Genomic DNA, 22,245 nt, shown 5'->3' on the forward strand with positions numbered 1-22,245 from the left:
GCGCCCCGGCCAGGGGCTCAGTGCCCCATCGGGATCCCGCCCTGCCGCATCTCGGGCTTGGGCGCGATCCACAGCACTGCCGCCGAGGCGAGCAGACAAAGCGCCGCCACCACGCTGGTGCTGTCGAGCGCGACGGTGATCGCCTGCTGGTCGACCAGGCCGTTGAGGTAGGCGCTGATCCCCTCGGTGCCGATCCCCAGCCCGCGCAGCGTGCTCTCGGCCGCGGCAGGGTTGAGCGTGTCGGCCATCTCGTTGTGGACCACGCGCTGGGTGTTGCTCCAGTAGGTCAGCACCAGCGAGGTCGAGATCGCCGTCGCCATGGTGCGCAGGAAGGCCTGCAGCCCGGCGCCCGAGGCGGTCTCCTCGGGATCGACCGAATTCATCACCATCGTGGTGATCGAGATGAAGAAGAACGGCATGCCGAAACCCTGCAGGAACACCGTCTCGGTGTAACTCAGCATGGTGCCCTCGGTGCTCCACGTGGCGCGCAGCAGGGTGGTGAAGGCGATCCACACCAGACCGAAACCGACCAGCAGCCGCAGGTCGACCTTGCCGCTGCCGTTCAGCTTGGCCGCGAGCGGCGCAATAATCAGCGCAGCGACCGCGGCCGAGGCCGTAACCAACCCCGAATTTTGTGCCGAATAGCCCTGCACCGCCTGGAGCCACTGCGGGATCACGACGTTGCCCGAGAAGAACGCGCCGTAGCCGATGGTCATCGTGAAGACGCTGGACGAGAAGCCGACATGCCGGAAGATCCGCAGATCAACCACGGGATGCTCCTCGGTCAGCTCCCAGATCACGAAGACGACGAAGCCCACGGCCGAAGCCAGCGACAGCAGGACGATCCGGGTATCGGCGAACCAGTCATGGTCGCGCCCGGTGTCGAGCACGATCTGCAGACAGGCGATCCAGAAGACCAGCAGCCCCAGCCCGACCTTGTCGATCGGGGCACGGACGATCGGCGTGCGGATCTTGGCGAGCAGCACGCCCGCGGCGATGGCCGCACCGAGCGCGATCGGCACGTTGATCAGGAAGATCCAGTGCCAGCTCCAGTTGTCCGAGATCCAGCCACCCAGGATCGGTCCGAGGGCCGGGCCCATCAGCGTGGTCATCGCCCACAGCGCCATGAACTTGCCGCGCCGCTCGGGCGGGAAGACCAGCACCATCAGCGTTTGTGACATCGGCATCAGCGGGGCACCGAACAGGCCCTGCCCGATGCGCGCGGCCACCAGCACGCCCAGCGTCGGCGCGATCCCGCACAGCAGCGAGAACAGCCCGAACCCGCCCATCGCAATGATGAACACCCGGGCCGAGCCGAACCGGGAGGCAAGCCAGCCGGTCAGCGGCACGCAGACCGCCTCGGCCACGGCATAGGAGGTGATGATCCAGGTGCCCTGATCGAGCGAGATGCCGAGGTTTCCGGCAATGTGCGGCACCGACACGTTGGCGATCGTCAGGTCGAGCACGACCATGAAGTTGCTGAGCGCCAGCACGAAGCCGGCCAGCCACTGCTGACGCGGCGACAGGATCGGGACGAAGTCCTCGACAGGGTGCGGCGCAGCGGGCTCGGCCATGGCTTAGTCCGCGCTGGTCAGGTCGATCTCGACCTCGGTCGACAGCCCGACCCGCAAGGGGTGCGCGGCCAGCTCCTTGGGATCAAGTTCGATCCGCACCGGCAGGCGCTGGACCACCTTGATCCAGTTGCCGGTCGCATTCTGCGCCGGTATCAGCGCCATCGAAGCTCCGGTACCCCCGGAGATCCCGGCCACACGGCCGTGATAGACCACGTCACTGCCATAGAGGTCGGCCACCACCTTGGCGGGCATGCCCACCTTGACCCGGCGCAGCTGGCGCTCCTTGAAGTTGGCATCGACATACAGGTTGTTGACCGGGACGATGCTCATGATCGGCGCGCCCTGGGAGACGCGCTGGCCGATCTGGACCTGGCGCCGCGTGATCACGCCATCGATCGGGGCGCGGATCACCGCACGCACGATGTCCAGCTGGGCCGCCTCGAGCCGCGCCTTGGCGGCGAGGACGGCAGGGTCGGTGTCGATGCTGGAGCCGGCGACCAGAGCCTCGCTCGCGGCAAGCTGGCCGGCGGCGGCGGTGCGGCTGGCGCGGGCCTGCTCGACCGCGGCACGGGCGCTGCTGGCCGCAGCCTTGGCGGCGGCGAAGGCCCGTCGCACCGCGGTCAACTCCTCGCCCGAAACCGCACCGGTGCCCCGCAGCGATTCACGCCGCTTGAGATCGGTCTGCGCCTTGGTCAGATCGGCCTCGGCCGCGGTGAGCTGGGCCTCGGCCCGGGTCACCTCGGCATCACCTGCCGCCACCTGGGCGCTGAGCGACTCACTGGTCGCTGCCGCCTGCTCGAAGCGGCGCCGCGCTGCCGCCAGATCGGCCTCGGCCTGGGCCACCGCGATGCGCGCATTGCTGGTGTCGAGCACAGCCAGCACGTCGCCACGGCGGACCATCTGGGTGTCGCGCACCCGCACCTCGACCACCTGCGCCGAGATCAGCGGCGTGACCTGGGCGATCTCGGCATTGACGTAGGCATTGTCGGTAGACACCTCGTTGCGGCCGATCAGCAGATACCAGGCCGCCCACAGCAGCCCGGCCACTGCCAGCAGAAGCGCCAGACGGGTCAGCCAGGTCCGCCGCTGGCTCTGGCGACGGGCCTGGACCGGATCAACTGCCGCGTCCTGAGCAAAAGTGGCGTCAGCCATGCGGAGTGTCCTTCATTGCAGTCATGGGCGCGGTGGCGGTGGCGGTGGCAGAGCTGAACCCGCCGCCCAGCGCGCGGACCAGGGCAAGATCGGCACCGCGGGCGGCGGCCTCGATGGCGGCCAGCGTCAGGCGCGCATCGAGCCGACGATCATCGACCTGCAGCACGTCGAGATAGCTCACGAGCCCGGCCTTGTAGCGCGCGGTGACCGTGGCAAGGGCCTCCTCGCTCGCCGCCGCGGCGGCGCGGGCCTGGGCCAGACGCTCGGTCACCAGCCGCGTGGCCGTGACGGCATCGGCCGTCTCGCGGTAGGCGCCCAGCACGGTGGCGTTGTAGCTGGCAACGGCGGCATCGTAATCCGCCCGGGCGCCGCGATAGCGCGCTGCGAGCGCGCCGCCGCGGAAGATCGGCAGGCTCACCGCCGGGCCGACCCGGCCGTAGGTGGAATCCGCCTCGAACAGCCGCTCAAGCCCGAGCGACTGGACCCCGAACAAGGCATTGAGGCTGAGCGAGGGGAAAAACCCGGCGCGGGCTTCGCGCATGCTGCTGGCTCCGGCGGCGACCCGCTCGCGCGCGGCGGCGACATCGGGACGGCGGGCGACCAGCTCGGTCGTGGCGGTGGCCGGAATGCCGCGCACCGTGACGGCGGACAGCGCCGGCCGGCGCAGCGCCAGTCCACGATCCGGGCCGGCGCCGACCAGCGCGGCGATCTGGCTGCGCCGCAGTGCCTCGGACTCCTCGGCCTGGCTCAGCGCGATCCGGGCCAGCGCCACCGCGCCGCGCGCCTGGGCCGTGCTGGCGATGTTCTCCAACCCGTTCTCGACGCGCTGGTCGGCAATCTCGCCGGTCTGCTCGAGGCTGCGGACCTGGGCCGCGCGGATGTCCCGTTCTGCGACCAGTCGGTCAAGGTCGACATAGGCTGAGACGATCGCCACCGAGAGCAGGAGGCGGGCCTGCTGGAGATCAAGCGCGGCAGCGCGACGCTGCGAGGTGGCAGCGGCCAGCGCGGCGCGGTTGCGCCCCCACAGGTCAAGATCGAAGCCGAGCGAAGCGGTAATCTGGCCGCCATCGTTCCAGCCCTGCGGCAGCACCGGCTTGAACGAGGGCGGGAACCCGAGGTTGAGGCTCTGCTTTTCCTGTTGCACGCCGGCCTGGGCCTCGGCCTGCGGCAACCGGGCAGCGCCGGCCGAGCGGGCCAGCGCAGCAGCGCGGTCCAGCCGGGCCTGGGCCAGCGCGATGTCGGGCGCGGCGCTCAGTCCTTCAGCGACAAGCGCGTCAAGCTGGGGATCGCCATAGGCCTGCCACCAACCCTCGCCCGGCCAGGCCGAAGGGGCGCCGACCGTCGGGGCAAGGCTCTGCGTTGCGGCTGTGCCGGCCTGGGCCAGCGGCGGCGGGGCCACCCCCAGCCGCGGCACCGGTGCGCATCCCGCCAGCAGGGCGGCCGTGCCGGCCGCGAGCAAGGCCGCTCCACGCGGGAGGGAGCAGTCCTTGGCCTGTCGGAAAAGCGTCATAGAAAACCGTACCAGAGAGTATGGATTGTGCATTGCAACGCAATTCCGGGATAGTCAACCAAAAAAATGTACTCTATGGTACGGTCATGCAAAGGCCCGAGCCCCCATCCGGTTGCGGCGACCGCCCCACCCGTCGGAAGGCCCGGCGGGAGGAGCGTCGCGACGCGATCCTCGAGGTGGCCAAGCGCTATTTTCTCGAACACGGCTACGCTGGTACCACCATGTCGGGCATCGCCGCCAGTCTCGGCGGTTCCAAGGGCACGCTATGGTCCTATTATGCCAGCAAAGATCTGCTGTTCGGGGACGTGCTGGACCGCGTGACAGAGGTCTTCCGGCAGCAGCTTGGCATGGCGCTGCACCGTGATGCGCCGGTCGAGACCGCACTGGTCACGGTCTGCGCCGAGTTCCTCACGCGGCTGACCAACCCCGAGGCGATCGCCCTGCACCGGCTGGTGGTGGGCGAGGCCGGGCGGTTTCCCGAACTGGGCCGGATCTTCTACGAGCGCGGGCCGCAGCGGGTTCACTCGCTGCTGTCGCGCTATATCGCCGAGGCCATGGCCCGCGGCGATCTCACCCAGGACGATCCCGATGTGGCCGCAAATGTCTTGAGCGCGCTGTGCCTGGCTGGCCATCACCAGAAGCTGATGGTCGGCATGATCGATTGCCTCCCCCCAGACGAGGCCGAGGACTGGGCGCGCAAGGCCGTGGCGATCTTCCTGCGCACCTATCGCTAGCGCGCAGTCCGGCGCGCCCCGCGCGCGGGTGCTTGCGAGTCAGGGGGAAATCGGCAAGGGGGAGGCCGCTGTCCGGCTGGGCCCAGACCCACCCGCAGCCAACGACAGGACCAGACCCGCATGACCACGATCGACACGCTCCCCCCTGCCGCGTCCGCCACGCGGACCGACTGGACCCGCGCCGAGATCGCCGACCTGTTCGCCCTGCCCTTTACCGAACTGGTGTTTCGGGCGGCCGAGGTCCACCGCGCCCACCACCGCGCCGGCGAAGTTCAACTGGCGACACTGCTCTCGATCAAGACCGGCGGCTGCCCCGAGGACTGCGGTTACTGTTCGCAGTCGGCCTCGGCCGAATCCGGGGTCAAGGCCACCAAGCTGATGGACGTCCGCGAGGTGCTGCAGAACGCCGCCCGCGCCAAGGACAACGGCAGCCAGCGCTTCTGCATGGGCGCGGCCTGGCGCAACCCCAAGGACCGCGACATGCCCGCGATCGTCGAGATCGTGAAAGGCGTGCGCGCGCTCGGGCTGGAAACCTGCATGACGCTGGGCATGCTGACCCCGCAGCAGGCCGAGCAGCTCGCCGAGGCCGGGCTCGACTACTACAACCACAATATCGACACTGCGCCCGAGCGCTATGGCGACATCATCACCACCCGCACCTTCGCGGATCGGCTGGAAACGATCGACCACGTGCGCAAGGCCGGGATCAACGTGTGCACCGGCGGGATCGTCGGCATGGGCGAGACGCGCGAGGACCGCGTCGGCTTCATCCATGCGCTGGCGACGCTGCCACAGCACCCGGAAAGCGTGCCGGTCAACGCACTGGTCCCGGTCAAGGGCACCGTGCTGGCCGACACGCCGCTGGCGAAGATCGACGACATCGAGTTCGTCCGCACCGTCGCGGTGGCCCGCATCACCATGCCGCTCAGCATGGTGCGCCTGTCCGCCGGGCGCGAGAGCATGGGCGAGCCGACCCAGGCGCTGTGCTTCCTCGCCGGAGCCAATTCGATCTTCACCGGCGACAAGCTGCTCACCGCGCCCAATGCCGGCGACGACAGCGATGCGGCGATGTTCAGCCGGCTCGGCCTGAAGCCGCTGTCCGGCCCCGAGCCGCTGCGCGCCGGGGGCGGCTGCGGCACCGGCTGCGGCTGCAACTGACCGCGCGAGCCATGGGCAGCTTCGACGAGCGCCTCGCGGACGCGCTCGCCGCGATCCGCCAGCGCGGCCGCTGGCGCACGCTGCGTGCCGCCCAGCTCGCCCCCGGCGGCCGGATCGGGCAGGACGGGCGTGGCCTGATCGACCTGTCGAGCAACGACTACCTCGGGCTCGCCTGCCATCCGCTCCTTGCCGAGCGCGCGGCCGACTGGGGTCATGCCTATGGCACCGGCGCCGGGGCCTCGCGGCTGGTCACCGGGACCAATGCCGCGCATCTCGCGATCGAGGCGCGCATCGCCGCGTTCAAGGGCACCCCGGCGGCACTGCTGTTCGCCTCGGGGTGGCAGGCCAATGCCGCGGTGCTCCCGGCGCTGCTCGCGGCCGCGCCGGGTGCGGCGGTGTTCACCGACCGGCTGGTCCATGCCTCGATGCATGCCGGGCTGGCCGGGGTGCGTCAGCACCGCTTCCGGCACAATGATCTGGCCCACCTGGCCGACCTGTTGGCCCGGCATGGCCGCGCGGCGCCCGCCCGGTTCATCTTTGCCGAGAGCGTCTATTCGATGGACGGCGACCGCGCCGACGTGCCCGCGCTGGCCGAACTGGCCCGGGCCCACGATGCCGTGCTGATGATCGACGAGGCCCATGCCACCGGCGTGCTCGGCCCGGGCGGGGCCGGATTGTGCCACGGAGTGGCCGGGGTCGATCTGGTCATGGGCACGTTCAGCAAGGCCTTCGGCAGCTTCGGCGCCTATGTCGCCTGCTCGGAGCTGTTGCGGGACTATCTGGTCAACGCCTGCTCGGGATTCATCTTCTCGACCGCCCCGCCCCCGCCAGTGCTGGGGGCGATCGACGCGGCGCTCGACCTGGTCCCGGCGATGACGGCCGAACGGGCCCACCTGGCCGCGCTGGCCGACCGCCTGCGCACGGGACTGGCCGCGCGCGGCTATGACACGGCCGGATCGAGCACCCAGATCGTGCCGGCCATTGTCGGCGCCGAGGCCGCCACGCTGGCCCTGAGCGCACGGCTCGCGGAAGCAGGGCTGCTGGCGGCGGCGATCCGACCGCCCACGGTTCCGGCCGGGACCAGCCGCCTGCGCCTGGCCCTGCGCGCCACGCACAGCGCGGACGATGTCGATGCCCTGCTGGAGGCGCTGGCGTGAGGATCGCGTTCCTGCATGGCTGGAGCGGCGACCGCGCGCTGTGGAGCCAGCTGATCCCGCAGCTGCGGGACTTCACCTGCCTGGCTGACGATCGCGGCTATTTCGGGGCGCCGGCCGTGGTCCCCGCCGCGGACATCGTGGTGGCGCACAGCTTCGGCACCCTGCGCGCGCTGGCCCGGCCGCCTGCCGGCGCGCGCGCGCTGGTGGCGATCAACGGGTTCGATTGCTTCGCCGCGCGGCCCGACTTTCCCCACGGGGTGGCCCCGCGCGTGCTGGCGCGGATGGCGGACCGGCTCGCCGTCGATCCCGCCGGAACCGTCGCTGCCTTCCGCGCCCGCTGCGGGGCGCTGCCGCCCGACCGCGCGCCCGAGCCGGTGCCGCTGGCGGAAGACCTGGCGCGGCTGCGCGGCGATGACCTGCGCGGGCGCTGGACCGGGCCGCTGGTGGTGATCCACGGCGCGCGCGATCCGATCGTGCCGCCCGCACTGCAGGCCGCGACCTTCGCCGACCGGCCCGATGCCATCCGGCTGACCCTGCCCGACCATGGCCACCTTGCGCCGCTGACGGCGGCGCTCAGCTGTGCCGGCGCGATCCGTGCGCTGGCTGCGCGGCTGGGCTGAGCATGCGCAGTTCCGCCCGCATCGCCGCGGCCTTCGCCGCCGCCCGCGACTACGACGGCCACGCCGCGGTGCAGCGCCGCGTCGCCACCGGGCTGGCCGTCCGGATCGCCGCGCTGCCGCTCCCACCCGCCCCCCGCGTGCTCGAGATCGGCTGCGGCACCGGCTTCCTCACGGCGGCGCTGCGCGACCAGGGGCTGGGCGGGCGCTGGCTGGTGACCGACCTGGCCCCGGCGATGGTCGCGCGCTGCCGCGATCGGCTGGGCGACGGCGCCGGCCGCACCTTCGCCGTGCTCGACGGCGAGCATGGGCCGCGCCCCGCCGCGGCGCCCTTCGACCTGATCTGCGCCAGCCTCGCCTTCCAGTGGTTCAGCGCGCTCGAACCGGCCGTGGCACGGCTGCTCGGCTGGCTGGCGCCGGGCGGGCACCTGATCTTCACCACGCTGGGCGCCGGGACCTTCTCCGAATGGCGCGCGGCGCACCGCGCCGAGGGACTGGCCCCCGGTACCCCCCCGTTTCTGCAGCCGGAGGCGCTGGCAGACCTGCTCCCCGCCCGACAGGCCGCGCCCCCGCTGGTCACCCTCGAGCTCGCGGAGCACGCCGATGCCGGCGCCTTCCTGCGCGGGCTCAAGGCGATCGGCGCCGGAACCCCGCACAGCGATCACCGCCCGCTGCCCCCGGCCGCACTTCGCCGGGTGATGGCCCGGTTCACCCGGGATGGCGCCCGCGCGACCTATGAAGTCATCACCTGTCACTATCGGAGCGAACCATGAACACCATCGTCGTCACCGGAACCGACACCGGGGTGGGCAAGACCGTCTTTTCCGCCGCGCTGACCGGCGCGCTCGGCGCGCGCTACTGGAAGCCGGTGCAGGCCGGACCGGATGAATACGAGGGCACGGACGCACTGCGCGTCGCCCGGCTGGCCGGGATCGCGCCGGCGCGGGTCCACCCCGAGGTCTACCACCTTGCCACGCCCTGTTCGCCCCACCGCGCCGCCGAAATCGACGGCGTGACGATCGATCCCGCCCGGCTGACCCTGCCTGCGGGAACGGGGCCGCTGGTGGTCGAAGGCGCCGGCGGCGCGCTGGTGCCGCTGACGCGCGACTGGCTCTATGCCGACCAGTTCGCGGTGTGGGGCGCGCCGGTGGTGGTTGTGGCGCGCACCGCGCTGGGCACGATCAACCATTCGCTCCTGACCATCGAGGCGCTGCGCCGGCGCGGCGTGACCGTGCTGGGGATCGCCTTCGTCGGCGATCCGGTCGAGGACAGCGAGGCGACCATCTGCGCCATCGGGCAGGTCCGGCGCCTTGGCCGTCTGCCGCTGCTGGCAGACCTCAACGCCGAGACGCTGGCCAGTGCCTTCGCGGCGAACTTCCGCGTGGAGGACTTCGCATGAAGGCCTCGCCGGTCTGGCATCCCTTTACCCAGCACGGTCTGAACGAGCCGATTCCGCTGATCGCGCGCAGCGAGGGGGTGTGGCTGCACGGCGCGGACGGACGGAGCTGGATCGACGCGATTTCGTCATGGTGGGTCACCACCCATGGCCACAGCCATCCCCGGATCATGGCCGCGATCGCCGAACAGGCCGGCAGGATGGACCAGCTGATCTTCGCCGGGTGGACCCACGAGCCCGCCGAGACGCTGGCCCGGGAGCTGACCGCGATCATGCCGCCGGCACTGACGCGGGTGTTCTTCTCGGACTCCGGTTCGACCGCGGTCGAGGTCGCGCTCAAGATGGCGCTGGGCTACTGGCTCCACCGCGGCGAGCCGCGCCAGGGCATCGTGGTGCTGGAGCATTCCTACCACGGCGACACGATCGGGACCATGTCGGTGGGCGAGCGCGGGGTCTACAACCGGGCCTATGAACCGCTGTTGTTCGACGTCACCACCGTGCCCTTCCCCCATGCCGGCGCCGAGCAGGCGACCTATGACGCGCTCGAGGCGGCGTGCCGCGCCGGGGCCGCGGCCTTCATCGTCGAGCCGTTGCTGCTCGGCGCGGGCGGGATGCTGGTCTATCCCCCGGCGGTGCTGGCCGCCCTGGCGGCGATCTGCGCCCGCCACGGCGTGCTGTTCATCGCCGACGAGGTGATGACCGCCTGGGGCCGCACCGGCACGCTGCTGGCCTGCGAACAGGCCGGGGTCGTGCCCGATCTGCTGTGCCTGTCCAAGGGCCTGACCGGCGGCGCCGTGCCGCTGGCCGTGACCATGGCGAGCGAGGCGATCTACGCCGCGCACCTGTCGACCGACCGCAGCCGGATGTTCTTCCATTCGTCCAGCTACACCGCCAACCCGATCGCCTGCGCCGCGGCCTGCGCCAATCTGGCGATCTGGCGCGAAGAACCCGTGCGCGAGCGGATCGCGACGCTGGCGGCGCGTCAGGCCGAACGGCTCGCCGCCCTGCCGGGGGTGCACAATCCGCGACTGTGCGGGACCGTCGCCGCGGCCGAACTGCCCAGCGACCAGTCGGGCTATCTGGCCCAGCTGGCGCCGCGCTTCAACGCCGCCGCGCGCGAGGCCGGGGTGCTGCTGCGGGCGCTGGGCAACACGGTCTATGTGATGCCGCCTTATTGCATCACCGAAGACGAGCTCGACCAGGTCTATGCGGTGATCGCCGGGTTCGCCTGAGCGCCGGCCCTTGCGGGCCGGCAAAGCGATCCCATATCGCTGGGCATGGGGGCACCGAGCGACGACATTCTCGAAGGCGTGATCACCGCGGACGGGCAACGGCTCGACCGCGCGCTGGCCGATGCCTCAGGGCTCTCGCGCGAGCGGATCAAGGCGCTGCTCGGCGAGGGCCGCGTGGCCCTCGACGGCCAGCCGGCCGCCCAGGCCTCGCTCAAGCCCGCCGCCGGCACGCACTATCGCATCGCCGTGCCCGCCGCCGTCCCGGCCGAGGCCGCGCCCCAGGACATTCCGTTGGCGATCGTCCACGAGGACGCCGACCTGATCGTGGTCGACAAGCCGGCCGGGCTGGTGGTCCACCCGGCTGCGGGCAATCTCGACGGGACGCTGGTCAATGCCCTGCTCCACCATTGCCGCGGGCAGTTGTCGGGGATCGGCGGCGTCGCCCGCCCAGGGATCGTCCACCGCATCGACAAGGACACGTCCGGGCTGTTGGTGGTGGCCAAGAGCGATGCCGCGCACGAGGGCCTTGCCCGCCAGTTCGCCGACCATTCGATCGAACGGGCCTATCTGGCGATCACTGCCGGCCAGCCGGTTCCACCCGCGGGAACGGTGCGCGGCGCGATCGCGCGCTCGACCAGCGATCGCAAGAAGATGGCCCTGGTCGCCGATGGACGCGGCAAGCACGCGGTCACGCACTACCGCACGCTCGAGCGGCTCGAGGGCGCGGCGCTGGTCGCCTGCCGGCTCGAGACCGGGCGAACCCACCAGGTGCGCGTTCACCTTGCATCAATCGGCCATGCCCTATTGGGCGATCCGGTCTATGGACGGACACCCTCGCGCCTTCGCCCGCTGCTCCAGCAGCTTGGCTTCGCCCGGCAGGCCCTGCATGCCGCGGTGCTCGGCTTCGTTCACCCCGTTTCCGGCGCGGCGCTGCGCTTCGCCAGCCCTGCCCCTCAGGACATGCGGGAACTTCTCGGCGAGTTGGGCAGTATCAGCAGGGACTTTGGCGCTGATCAACTGGGCCGATCAGCATGAACAGTTTTTCGATCAACCCCCGATGTGGCGAAAATCGTTGATGCCTGCTAGGGTCAACATCCTTCGCCGACGCGAAAGGACGGTTTGGTAAAGTGAGCAAAGAACGCAATCTTCCGGCAGTCCCGGCCCTTGGCGGTGAGGCGAGCCTCAACCGCTATCTTTCCGAGATCCGCAAGTTCCCGGTCCTGACCGCGGAACAGGAGTACATGCTGGCCAAGCGCTTCTCGGAGCATGGCGACACCGACGCGGCGGCGCAGCTGGTGACCAGCCACCTGCGGCTCGTCGCGAAGATCGCCATGGGCTATCGCGGCTATGGCCTGCCGGTGTCCGAGCTGATCAGCGAAGGCAACATCGGCCTGATGCAGGGCGTCAAGAAGTTCGAGCCCGATCGCGGCTTCCGCCTGGCCACCTATGCCATGTGGTGGATCAAGGCGTCGATCCAGGAGTTCATCCTGCGCTCGTGGAGCCTGGTCAAGATGGGCACCACCGCCGCGCAGAAGAAGCTGTTCTTCAACCTGCGCCGGATGAAGAAGAATCTCGACGCCTACGAGGATGCCGATCTCAAGCCGGAGGATCTGAGGAAGATCGCCACCGATCTCGGCGTGTCCGAGCAGGAAGTGATCAACATGAACCGGCGCATGATGATGGGCGGCGATGCCTCGCTGAACGTCTCCATGCGCGAGGACAGCGAAGGCCAGTGGCAGGACATGCTGGCCGACGAACGGCCGCTGCAGGACGAGACCGTGGCCGACGCCGAGGAGGCTGCCTATCGCCACGCGCTGCTCACCGAGGCGATGTCCAGCCTGAACGAGCGCGAACGCCACATCCTGACCGATCGGCGTCTGATCGACGAGCCCAAGACGCTCGAGGAACTGAGCCAGGTCTACAACGTCAGCCGCGAGCGCGTGCGCCAGATCGAGGTGCGCGCCTTCGAGAAGCTGCAGAAGGCGATCCATCGCATCGCCACCGAACGGCACCTGCTGCCGGCGGCGTGAGGTGCAGCGGCTTTGCCGCGCACCGGCCCCTGTCCCAACCCTCTCCCCTGATGGGGAGAGGGGCGGATCTGGCCATCCCCCCTTCCCCTCCCCGCCCCCGCCGCGCTAACACTAGGGCATGGGATCGATCATGCGCTGGGGCCGGCCGGGCCCGAATGCCGGCTTCGGCACACGGCTCGCCTCGTGGATCGCGCGGGGCATCCTGGCCTTCGTCGGGCTGAGCCTGTTGTTCACGGTGGCATACAAATGGGTGCCGGTGCCGGTCACGGCGACGATGGTCATGGACCCCAACGGCTTTACGAAGGACTGGACCCCGCTGACGCGGATCGACCCTGACATGGTCGCCGCGGTGATCGCCGGCGAGGATGGCAAGTTCTGTAGCCATTCCGGCTTCGACACCGCAGCGATCGAGCAGGCATGGGAACGCAACCGGCGCGGAGGCCGCATCCGCGGCGGTTCGACGATCAGCCAGCAGACCGCCAAGAACGTGTTCCTGTGGCAGGGTGGCGGCTATGTCCGCAAGGCGCTGGAAGCCTGGTTCACCGTGCTGATCGAGCAGATCTGGGGCAAGCGGCGAATCATGGAGGTCTATCTCAATGTCGCCGAGACCGGGATCGGCACCTATGGCGTCGAGGCCGGAGCGCAGCGCTACTATGGCCATTCGGCCGCGCGGCTCAGCGCGGTCGAGGCGGCGCGCATCGCCGCCGCCCTGCCCAGCCCCAAGAAGCGCGCGGTCACCGGCGCGACCGGCTTCACCCGCCGCCACGGCAACGTGATCGCCCGGCGCACCACGGTGGTGCGGCGGTCCGACTACGACGCCTGCGTCTACGAGTGACCCGCTCCGCCCAGGGCCAGCGGACCTGACCGGCTCAGGCTGTCCGGCTGCGGCCGGGTCCACAACAAGAAAGGGGCGCCGCAGCGCCCCTTTCCCGTGGTTTGTCAGCGGTGCGACCGATCAGAAGCGCAGGCGCGCACCGATACGGACCCCGTAGAGCGACTGGCGGGTCTGCAGAACCTCCTGCGGCGCCACCACGTTGCTGTAGCGGTACTGGGCGCAGGCCGCGGTCGGGCTGGCGGTGGTCTGCGCCGTGGTCGGAGCCGTACCGGTCGCCACCGGGGTGGTAAGGCAGGCGACGCGGACCAGCGTCGAGGTGTAGTCGAACGGAACCTGCCGCAGCGAACCCCAGTTGGGATTGATCAGGTTGAGCACGTTCTCGATGTCGGCGAAGACTTCGAACTTCATGCCCGACGGGATCGGCAGCGGCAGCTGCTGCCCGATGTGCAGGTCGACCTTGAAGAAGCCCGGCGAGGTCTGCGAGTTCTTCGGCACGATCGTGCCGCGATACTTGCCGAGGCCGAGCGCTTCGATCTGGGCGTTGAACGCGGCTTCGGTCGCGGCGCTGTCGAAGCTGACCTTGGCGTCGTTCAGGGTCGGGACATAGAGCAGCATCTTGCCGAGGTTGCCCACCGTGCCGAAGGCGTTGCCGCGGCCACCGGTGTTCTCCAGCATGGTGATGCTGTAGGGGCGCCCGCTGCGGTATTCGCCGAACAGGCTGATGCGGGTCTCGGCGTCCTTGAAGAACTTCTTCTTGTAGTCGATCGAGAACTTCCACTGATCGGTGTATTCGTAGATCGAACGGCCATAGGCCGGGATGTTCGGATCGACGAAGACATTGTTCTGGTAGTTCGAGCTCGAGGTCGAGCTGGTCAGCGCGGCGATGTCCTTGACGTTCGAGCGGGTGTAGCTGCCGTCGATCGACAGGCTGCCGAACGACTTGGCGAAGCGGGCGGTGGCGAACCAGGCCCGGCCGTCGCGGCTGTTGGTCATCAGCAGGTCACGGTTGGTGGTGGCGCCGCCAACCGCGTTGTAGCGCGGACGCCCGTCGGGCAGGACCCCGCCGGTCGGGGCCGAGCGCACGTCGGTCCACATGTAACCGTAGATGTTCCGGTCATAGAGGAACTGCGCACCGAACAGCCAGTGATCGCCCAGGGCGCCGAGGTTGGCATCGTAGTCGACCTGGATCGAGCTCTTGAGCTTGCGCGCCAGCTTGAGATTGGGGTCGATCACGTCGGTCGGCGCCTGGGCGAGCGAGCCGACGTTGGTGGTCAGGAAGGCGAAGACCGCCGGATCGAAGTTGGCGCCGGTCACATTGTTCAGCGCGGCATTGCACAGCGCCGGGGCATTGGCCGTGGTCACGTTGCAGCCGGCCGCGGTGGTGTTGCGCTGGATGTCGATCTGGTTGGTCAGCAGACCCGTGTTCGAGAACACGTTCGACAGATAGACGTCCGGGGTACCGCCCGAGAAGATGCCGACGCCGCCGGTGATCTTGAGACGATCGCTCCAGTCATACTTGAAACCGGCACGGGGCTGGAACACGCCGCGACCGCGGAAGGTCTGCGTGTTGGGATAGCCCTGGCGCGCCAGGAAGTTCGGGTTGAGCGGCGGACGCGGACCATCGTCCATCAGGTCGTAGCGGGCGCCGATGGTGAGCTGCAGCTTCTCGGTGACCTGCCAGTCGTCCTGCAGACCGATGTTGAAGCTGCGCGACTGGAAGTCGGCCGCGGCCGCCGAATCGACCAGCGAGGGGACGGCCCCGCCCAGGCGGAAGCGGCTGGCCCGGCGCGCCTGGAAGTCGGCGATCGAGTCGAAGTAGAGATCGCCCAGCGAGCGCTGGATGAACACGTTGTAGGTGTTGACCCGCGTGTAGCCGGAGATGAAGCGGAAGTCGTGGTCACCGGCATTGAGGCGCGCGATGAAGTCGAGCGACAGGTTGCTGGTGCGCAGCAGGTTGGTGTGGCGGCTCACGTCCGGCCCGAAGAACAGGCGCGCCGTGTTGCAGGCCGTGACCGAACCCGACGAGGTCGGATCAAGGCAGACCTCGAAGTTGGAGATGCCGCGACCGCCGACCGGGTTCTGGTCGCGGTTGTAGTCACGATAGGACCCGCGCACCGTGGTCGAGAAGCTGTCCGACCAGGTCGAGTTGATCTCGACCGTGCCGGTGTTGATCCGCTCCTTGGTGACATAGGCGTTCGATTCCAGACCCAACGCGAAGACCGGGGTCAGGAAGGTGTTCTGCTGCACCTGGTAGGTGCCCAGGTTGTAGATGTAGGTCAGCGCCATGCGGTGCTTGTCGCTGATGTTCCAGTCGAGCTTGGCAATACCCTTGTCGTCCGCCTCGCGCTGGTTGGTGCGGAAGCCGAGGGTGTTGTAGTTGTAGGTCGACTGGGCGATCTGGCTGACCTGATCGATGTTTGCCTGGGTGATCAGCGGGACCTGGTTGAACACCCCGGCCCCCACGCCGCTTTCGTACGGGAAGCTGTCGCGGGCGCGCTCGTAGGCGATCATGAAGAACAGCTTGTCCTTGATGATCGGACCGGCGAGCAGGCCGCCGAAGTTCTGCGACGACAGGTCGAAGTCGGTGCGCACGCCCCGGCTCTTGTTGCCGGTCAGGCCCTCGTTGGTGGTGGTGTAGAAGGCCGACCCGTGGAACTGGTTGGTGCCCGAGCGCACGACCACGTTGATCGCGCCGCCCTGGAAGTCACCCTCGGCGATGTCGAACGGGGCGACCTTGACCGAGAACTGCTCGATCGCGTCGAACGGCACCGGACCGCGGCTGGTCGGCAGACCGCCGTTGTTGAGGCCGAAGTCGTCCGACAGTTGCACGCCGTCGACCGAGAAGCGGTTGAGGCGGCCGTTGTTGCCGGCGATTTCCATCGCGCGGCTGTTGGTCAGGTCGACGGTGACCAGCGGATCGCGCCGGGCGAGGTCGCGCACGTCGCGGTTGATCGAGGCGACGCCGTCGATCTTCGAGCGGTTGAGCACGGTGGTGAGGCCGTCCGAGGCCGCCAGGTTGGGGCGCTGCGCGTTGGCGGTCACGACGATCGCGGTCTGCTCCTGCAGCGCGATCGGCAGGCGGACCGGCTGGCCGGCCTGGAGGAACAGGTCATTCACGGTCGACGATTCGTAGCCCGGGGCTTCCACCGTGACGGTGAAGGGACCGCCGATACGCAGGCCGTTGGCGGCGAACGTGCCGTCATCGCCGGTCGTGGTCGAGAGGACCGTGCCCGAGGGCTCGTGCCGGACGACGACGGTGGCGCCACTGAGCGGGCCCGAGCTGCCGGTCACCAGACCACGCACCGAGGACGAGGTTTCCTGCGCCATGGCCGGGGTGGCGAGTGCGCAAGCAAGCGAAAGACTGGCCGCGCTGGCGGCCAGGAAAATCCTGAGATGCATATCGATTACGTCCCCGTTGAGCCCCGATCGGACCGTTCATGCTGTGCGTTAGGCACACTGCCGCGCTGCAGCACGATTCCCGATGCGGCGCCTTTTAAGTTCCAACGGTCCCTCTAAACAGGGGCCAGATGACGGTTTCTTGACACCGTTGGCGGCGATTTCGGGTCGGTCCGGTTTCACGTGAAATAATGCTGCGCTGCACCCGCCCTGCGAGACGGAAACGTGCCGCTGCGGGTAATTGTGCAGTCGCGGCAGGCACCGGGGCGCGTGTGCAGGACTACGATTCTTGCCGGAGTGCGGCGCCTGTGCAACAGGATGTGAAAGGAGCCGGCCCGTGGACATCAACCAGTCTGGTCAACCAAGCCACGCTGCCGCCAGCCGCGATCCCGATCGCGGCGGACCGGCCGGGCATGGACACCATGGCCATGGACACCATCAACATGGGCACCACCATGGGCACGGGCATCACGGCCACACCCACGGCGGTCCTGGCCACACTGGGCACGGGCACGGGCATGGGCACGGGCACGGGCACCACCACCACGCCCCGGCCAGCTTCGGCCGCGCCTTCGCCATCGGCGTCCTGCTCAACGGCGCCTTCGTGGTGGTCGAGGCGGTCTGCGGGGTGCTCTCGGGGTCGATGGCGCTCATTGCCGATGCCGGGCACAACCTGTCCGACGTCCTGGCCCTGCTGATCGCCTGGGGCGCCAGCACCCTTGCCGCCCGTCCGCCCTCGGCGCGCTTCACCTATGGCTTCAGGAGCTCGTCGATCCTCGCGGCGCTGACCAATGCGGCGCTGCTGCTGATCGCGCTGGGCGCGATCACAGTCGAGACCGTGCGCCGGCTGTTCGATCCGGCTCCGGTAGCGGCCGGCACGGTGATCGCAGTGGCCTTGGTCGGGATCGCGATCAATACCGCCACCGCGCTGCTGTTCCTGCGTGGTCGCCACGACGACCTGAACGTCCGCGGCGCCTTCCTGCACATGGCCGCCGACGCGGCGGTTTCGGGCGGTGTGGTGATCGCCGGGCTGCTGATCCGCGCCACCGGGGCGGCGTGGATCGACCCACTGACCAGTCTGGCCATCGTCGCCGTGATCGCCTGGGGCACCTGGGGCCTGCTCAAGGACTCGCTGCGCCTCGGCCTGCTGGGCGTCCCTCCGGGAATCGACGAGGCCGCGGTCGAGGCGTTCCTGGCCGGCCAGCCGGGGGTCAGCGCGGTGCACGACCTGCATATCTGGCCGATGAGCACGACCGAGACCGCGCTCACTGCCCATCTGGTGATGCCCGCAGGCTGCCCCGGCGACGACTTCCTGCTCGGCCTGGCCCAACGGCTCGAGCACGATTTCGCGATCGGCCATGCCACGGTCCAGGTCGAGCGCGGCGCCGGACCGGGCTGCACCCTGCTGAGCGCCGCCGTGGTCTGACCGCGCGGCCCCGCCCTTCGAGGCAGGCTTGCCGGTCCGCTCGCCCGGCCCTACCGCCAGAGCCATGCCTGTTTCTCCCGAAGCCCGCGGCAACGGCCTTCCGCAAGCGCTCGGCGCCTATGGCCTCTGGGGGCTGCTGCCGCTCTATCTGGCGGCGATGCATCACGTCCCCCCGGTCGAGTTCGTCGGCTGGCGGATCGTGTTCACCCTGCCGGTCTGCCTCGCGCTGGTGGTGGCCGGACGCCAGGCCGCTCCGCTGCTGGCCGTCCTGCGTCAGCCGCGCGCCTTGGCCCCGCTGCTGCTCAGCGCGCTGCTGATCGGCGCCAACTGGACGATCTATGTGGTCGCGATCCATGATGGCCACGTCTTCGCCGCCTCGATCGGATACTACATCAACCCCCTGATCAATGTCCTGCTCGGCACGGCCGTGCTGGGAGAGCGGCTCAACCGCATCCAGTGGCTGGCCGTGGGCATCGCCGCGATCGGCGTGGGTCTGCTCGCCGTCGGCGCGCTCGGCGCGCTGTGGGTCAGCCTGGCACTCGCCCTGACCTTCGGGTTCTACGGTCTGGTGCGAAAGCTGGCCGCGGTGCCGGCCGTCACCGGCCTGACGGTCGAGACGCTGGTGCTGCTGCCCGCGGCGCTGTGCCTGCTCGGCTGGTTTGCCGCGCAGCCGGGCGGGAGCGCGCTGTCGCGCGGCCCGGCGGATGGGCTGCTGCTCGCAGCATCGGGACTGGTCACCGCGATCCCGCTGCTGCTTTTCGCCCAGGCGGCGCAGCGGATGGACTATTCGACGCTCGGCTTCTTCCAGTTCCTGGCTCCCACCCTGGTGTTCGTCGAGGGGCTGGTGGTGTTCGACGAGCCGCTGAGCGTCGTGCAGTTGGTCTGCTTCGCGTTCATCTGGACTGCCTGCGCGGTCTACTGCGGCGATCTGCTCCGCCGCCGGGGCGCGGCGAGAGGCTGAGTCAAGCCGCCGGGCGAACGACCCGCCCGAAAGGACAGTGTCCGCGGGGACAGGTCACAAGCGGTGCAGGCATCCCCATGTGGTGTGCGGAAGGGTCGGCGCAGGCTCCCTGTCCTCAACCCTCCCCAGCACCCCCCGCTGGTGGGGCCTGCGCCGGCTCTTCTCCCCTTGACCTATCGGAGACCTGCCATGACCACCCGCTTCCCCCGCGCTGCGGCGCTGCTGCTCGCGACGCTTGCCCTGCCGCTCGCCACTCCGGCGCTGGCCGACCATCACCAGGGGACCACGATCGTCCAGGCCGCGGTCGCTTCGCCCGATCACACCACGCTCGTGGCGGCCGTGAAGGCCGCCGGGCTGGTCGATGCCCTGAGCGGCACCGGGCCGTTCACCGTCTTCGCGCCGACCAACGGCGCCTTCGCCAAGCTGCCCGCGGGCACGGTCGACACCCTGCTCAAGCCGGAAAACAAGGCCCTGCTCACCAAGATCCTGACCTACCACGTGGTGGCCGGCAAGATCACGGCGGCCAATGCCGTGGCGGCGATCCAGGCCGGCGGCGGCAAGGCTGCGCTGACGACGCTGGCCGGCGGCAAGCTGGTGGCCACGCTCGAGAACGGCAAGGTTGTGCTGACCGACGAGAAGGGCGGCAAGGCCACCGTGGTCGCCGCCGACGTGGCGGGCAGCAACGGCGTGATCCACGTCACCGACACGGTCTCGCTGCCGGGCTGATCCTGCCCCGCCACCGCGACACAAAGCCGCCCCGGAACGTCGGTTCCGGGGCGGTCCTGTTTCAGAGGTGTCGAAACGTCAGCTTGGCAGGCGGGTCAGGCCGCCTGTTCCTTGCCCTTGTGCACGCGGACCGGCTCCTTGCGGCCCTCGACCACGTCCTTGTCGACCACGACCTCGGCAATGCCCTCCTCGGTCGGGATGTCGAACATGGTGTCGAGCAGCAGCCCTTCCACGATCGAACGCAGACCGCGCGCGCCGGTCTTGCGCTCGATCGCCTTCTTGGCGATCGCCTCCAGCGCGTCGTCGGTGAAGGTCAGGGTCACGTCCTCGAGCTCGAACAGCTTGGCGTATTGCTTGACCAGCGCGTTCTTGGGCTCGCGCAGGATCTTGACCAGCGCCTCGATGTCGAGGTCGTTGAGCGTGGCGATCACCGGCAGGCGGCCGACGAATTCGGGGATCAGGCCGAACTTGAGCAGATCCTCGGGCTCGGCCTTCTGCAGCAGTTCGCCCACCTTGCGCTTGTCGGGATCGGCGACATGCGCCCCGAACCCGATCGAGCGCTTCTGCAGGCGATCGGCGATGATCTTCTCGAGCCCCGCGAAGGCGCCACCGCAGATGAACAGGATGTTGGTGGTGTCGACCTGCAGGAACTCCTGCTGGGGATGCTTGCGCCCGCCCTGCGGCGGCACCGAGGCGGTGGTGCCTTCCATCAGCTTGAGCAGGGCCTGCTGCACGCCCTCGCCCGACACGTCGCGGGTGATCGACGGGTTCTCGGCCTTGCGGCTGATCTTGTCGATCTCGTCGATGTAGACGATGCCGTGCTGGGCCTTCTCGACATTGTAGTCGCTGGCCTGCAGCAGCTTGAGGATGATGTTCTCGACGTCCTCACCCACATAGCCAGCCTCGGTCAGGGTGGTGGCATCGGCCATGGTGAAGGGCACGTCGAAGGTCTTGGCGAGGGTCTGGGCGAGCAGGGTCTTGCCCGAACCGGTCGGCCCGACGAGCAGGATGTTGCTCTTCGACAGTTCGACGTCGCCGCCCTTGCCGCTGTGCTTCAGCCGCTTGTAGTGGTTGTGCACCGCCACCGAGAGCACGCGCTTGGCGCGGTCCTGACCGATCACGTAATCGTTCAGCGTCTCGAAGATGTCCTTCGGCGTCGGAACGCCGCCGTCCTTCTTGCCCGCGATCCCGGCCTTGGTCTCTTCGCGGATGATGTCGTTGCACAGCTCGACGCATTCATCGCAGATGAACACCGTGGGGCCAGCGATGAGCTTGCGCACCTCGTGCTGCGACTTCCCGCAGAAGCTGCAGTAGAGGGTGCTCTTGGCGTCCGATCCGCTCAGTTTCGTCATCTCTTGTCCTGTTCGCCCCCGCGCCGGGCGACTCGCCGAGTGTACCCCAGCGCGGGGTTTAATCAACTTTGCGCTGTAACCGCGCTTTCCTTGCGGCCGGCTGAAGCTGGCCGCCTCGCAATTAAGGGCGAACCCGGATCTGGTTCGCCCCCGTGCGCCATCAGGCCATCGGGTCCGCTTCGCCGCCGACCACGTCGGTGGCCGGGCGGGCGTCGAACACCTTGTCGACCAGACCGAAGGCCAGAGCCTCGTCGGCCTCGAGGAAGGTGTCGCGGTCCATCGCCTTCTCGATCTCGTCAAGCGACTTGCCCGTGTACTTCACGTACATGTCGTTCAGGCGCTTGCGCATGCGCAGGATCTCGCGCGCCTGGATCTCGATGTCGGAGGCCATGCCGCGCGCGCCGCCCGAGGGTTGGTGCACCATGATCCGCGCATTCGGCAGGGCGATGCGCATGCCGGGCTCGCCCGCGGCCAGCAGGAAGCTGCCCATCGACGCGGCCTGACCGATGCACACGGTCGAGATCTTCGGCCGGATGTACTGCATCGTGTCATGGATCGCCATGCCGGCAGTCACCACGCCGCCCGGCGAGTTGATGTACATCGAGATATCCTTCGAGGGATTCTCGGATTCGAGGAACAGCAGCTGGGCGACGATCACCGAGGCCATGTGATCCTCGATCTCGCCGGTGATGAAGATGATGCGCTCGCGCAGCAGGCGCGAATAGATGTCGAAGCTGCGCTCGCCGCGGCTGGTCTGCTCGACCACAACGGGCACGAGCGCACCGGTAATGGGGTCGACGGTGAACTTACCCTGCGCGCTGGAAGCGCCGAACAGATCGAGCATGAAGGTCCCTCGTTGGTTGCGGTCGCCTATGTCGCGTGCCGCTGCGCGATGTTCAAGGGCGTTTACCGCGAAATGCTGGTGATGAGGTGAACCTGGGCACAAGGGGCATCTGCACTGCGCGTCCCAACCGCACTTGCAGCGCCCG

19 protein-coding genes are annotated in these 22,245 nt (G+C 69.1%); 13 read left to right on the forward strand and 6 right to left on the reverse strand.

The window, feature by feature from the left end:
- Positions 1-17 precede the first annotated feature (17 nt).
- The 3 genes from H7F53_RS14555 to H7F53_RS14565 are packed head-to-tail and all read right to left on the reverse strand — an operon-like array spanning position 18 to position 4,236.
- Entirely contained in the window at positions 18-1,574 is a 1,557-nt protein-coding gene (locus tag H7F53_RS14555; RefSeq protein WP_185680232.1) for a DHA2 family efflux MFS transporter permease subunit, read from the reverse strand.
- Positions 1,575-1,577: 3 nt separating this feature from the next.
- Complete coding sequence (locus H7F53_RS14560) at positions 1,578-2,726, reverse strand: HlyD family secretion protein (protein ID WP_185680233.1); 1,149 nt, start codon at positions 2,724-2,726, stop codon at positions 1,578-1,580.
- Complete coding sequence (locus tag H7F53_RS14565; protein ID WP_185680234.1) at positions 2,719-4,236, reverse strand: efflux transporter outer membrane subunit; 1,518 nt, start codon at positions 4,234-4,236, stop codon at positions 2,719-2,721. Before H7F53_RS14565 ends, H7F53_RS14560 begins: the two co-directional genes overlap by 8 nt.
- An 86-nt stretch (positions 4,237-4,322) precedes the next feature.
- Here H7F53_RS14565 and H7F53_RS14570 point away from each other — a divergent pair, with 86 nt between their 5' ends.
- The 10 genes from H7F53_RS14570 (at position 4,323) to mtgA (ending at position 13,395) form a co-directional block, all read left to right on the forward strand.
- Positions 4,323-4,970, forward strand: coding sequence for a TetR/AcrR family transcriptional regulator (locus H7F53_RS14570; protein ID WP_185680235.1), 648 nt, complete (start codon positions 4,323-4,325; stop codon positions 4,968-4,970).
- A 120-nt stretch (positions 4,971-5,090) separates the two neighbouring features.
- A complete protein-coding gene (gene bioB / locus H7F53_RS14575) occupies positions 5,091-6,128 on the forward strand; it encodes a biotin synthase BioB (RefSeq protein ID WP_185680236.1) in 1,038 nt (345 codons plus the stop codon).
- A gap of 11 nt (positions 6,129-6,139) precedes the next feature.
- A complete protein-coding gene (locus tag H7F53_RS14580; RefSeq protein ID WP_185680237.1) occupies positions 6,140-7,285 on the forward strand; it encodes an aminotransferase class I/II-fold pyridoxal phosphate-dependent enzyme in 1,146 nt (381 codons plus the stop codon).
- Positions 7,282-7,905 (forward strand): alpha/beta fold hydrolase, encoded by a 624-nt coding sequence (locus tag H7F53_RS14585; protein ID WP_185680238.1) that lies wholly within the window; start codon positions 7,282-7,284, stop codon positions 7,903-7,905. The genes H7F53_RS14580 and H7F53_RS14585 overlap by 4 nt, the downstream gene beginning before the upstream one ends.
- Positions 7,906-7,907: 2 nt before the next feature.
- Complete coding sequence (locus H7F53_RS14590) at positions 7,908-8,675, forward strand: methyltransferase domain-containing protein (protein WP_185680239.1); 768 nt, start codon at positions 7,908-7,910, stop codon at positions 8,673-8,675.
- Positions 8,672-9,301: a dethiobiotin synthase gene (gene bioD, locus H7F53_RS14595; RefSeq protein ID WP_185680240.1), complete on the forward strand. Its 630-nt coding sequence runs from the start codon at positions 8,672-8,674 to the stop codon at positions 9,299-9,301. The genes H7F53_RS14590 and bioD overlap by 4 nt, the downstream gene beginning before the upstream one ends.
- Positions 9,298-10,530 carry an adenosylmethionine--8-amino-7-oxononanoate transaminase gene (locus tag H7F53_RS14600; protein WP_185680241.1) on the forward strand — a complete coding sequence of 411 codons (1,233 nt, stop codon included), beginning with the start codon at positions 9,298-9,300 and terminating at the stop codon, positions 10,528-10,530. The genes bioD and H7F53_RS14600 overlap by 4 nt, the downstream gene beginning before the upstream one ends.
- Before the next feature lie 45 nt (positions 10,531-10,575).
- The gene (locus H7F53_RS14605; protein WP_185680242.1) at positions 10,576-11,565 is read left to right on the forward strand and encodes an RluA family pseudouridine synthase; all 990 of its coding nucleotides are present in this window, start codon (positions 10,576-10,578) and stop codon (positions 11,563-11,565) included.
- Between the two features lie 92 nt (positions 11,566-11,657).
- Positions 11,658-12,560 carry an RNA polymerase sigma factor RpoH gene (gene rpoH / locus H7F53_RS14610; protein WP_185680243.1) on the forward strand — a complete coding sequence of 301 codons (903 nt, stop codon included), beginning with the start codon at positions 11,658-11,660 and terminating at the stop codon, positions 12,558-12,560.
- A 118-nt stretch (positions 12,561-12,678) separates the two neighbouring features.
- Positions 12,679-13,395 carry a monofunctional biosynthetic peptidoglycan transglycosylase gene (mtgA, locus tag H7F53_RS14615; protein ID WP_379542863.1) on the forward strand — a complete coding sequence of 239 codons (717 nt, stop codon included), beginning with the start codon at positions 12,679-12,681 and terminating at the stop codon, positions 13,393-13,395.
- A 120-nt stretch (positions 13,396-13,515) separates the two neighbouring features.
- Here the strand turns inward: mtgA and H7F53_RS14620 are convergent, their stop codons facing one another.
- A complete protein-coding gene (locus H7F53_RS14620; RefSeq protein WP_185680244.1) occupies positions 13,516-16,794 on the reverse strand; it encodes a TonB-dependent receptor in 3,279 nt (1,092 codons plus the stop codon).
- Positions 16,795-17,128: 334 nt separating this feature from the next.
- Here H7F53_RS14620 and H7F53_RS14625 point away from each other — a divergent pair, with 334 nt between their 5' ends.
- The 3 genes from H7F53_RS14625 to H7F53_RS14635 all read left to right on the forward strand — a co-directional run bounded on the left by H7F53_RS14625 (position 17,129) and on the right by H7F53_RS14635 (position 19,904).
- Positions 17,129-18,217, forward strand: a complete 1,089-nt coding sequence (locus H7F53_RS14625) for a cation diffusion facilitator family transporter (RefSeq protein WP_343062090.1) — start codon at positions 17,129-17,131, stop codon at positions 18,215-18,217.
- 64 nt (positions 18,218-18,281) lie between these two features.
- Entirely contained in the window at positions 18,282-19,178 is an 897-nt protein-coding gene (rarD, locus tag H7F53_RS14630) for an EamA family transporter RarD (RefSeq protein ID WP_185680245.1), read from the forward strand.
- Between the two features lie 189 nt (positions 19,179-19,367).
- Positions 19,368-19,904, forward strand: a complete 537-nt coding sequence (locus tag H7F53_RS14635) for a fasciclin domain-containing protein (protein WP_185680246.1) — start codon at positions 19,368-19,370, stop codon at positions 19,902-19,904.
- A 95-nt stretch (positions 19,905-19,999) separates the two neighbouring features.
- Here H7F53_RS14635 and clpX read toward each other — a convergent pair whose 3' ends face one another.
- Both clpX and clpP read right to left on the reverse strand, forming a co-directional pair.
- The gene (clpX, locus tag H7F53_RS14640; RefSeq protein WP_185680247.1) at positions 20,000-21,256 is read right to left on the reverse strand and encodes an ATP-dependent Clp protease ATP-binding subunit ClpX; all 1,257 of its coding nucleotides are present in this window, start codon (positions 21,254-21,256) and stop codon (positions 20,000-20,002) included.
- A 160-nt stretch (positions 21,257-21,416) separates the two neighbouring features.
- On the reverse strand, positions 21,417-22,100 hold the full coding sequence (gene clpP, locus H7F53_RS14645) for an ATP-dependent Clp endopeptidase proteolytic subunit ClpP (protein WP_185680248.1): 684 nt from the start codon (positions 22,098-22,100) through the stop codon (positions 21,417-21,419).
- Positions 22,101-22,245: the final 145 nt, after the last annotated feature.

Source organism: Novosphingobium piscinae, from assembly GCF_014230355.1.
GTDB lineage: Bacteria > Pseudomonadota > Alphaproteobacteria > Sphingomonadales > Sphingomonadaceae > Novosphingobium > Novosphingobium piscinae.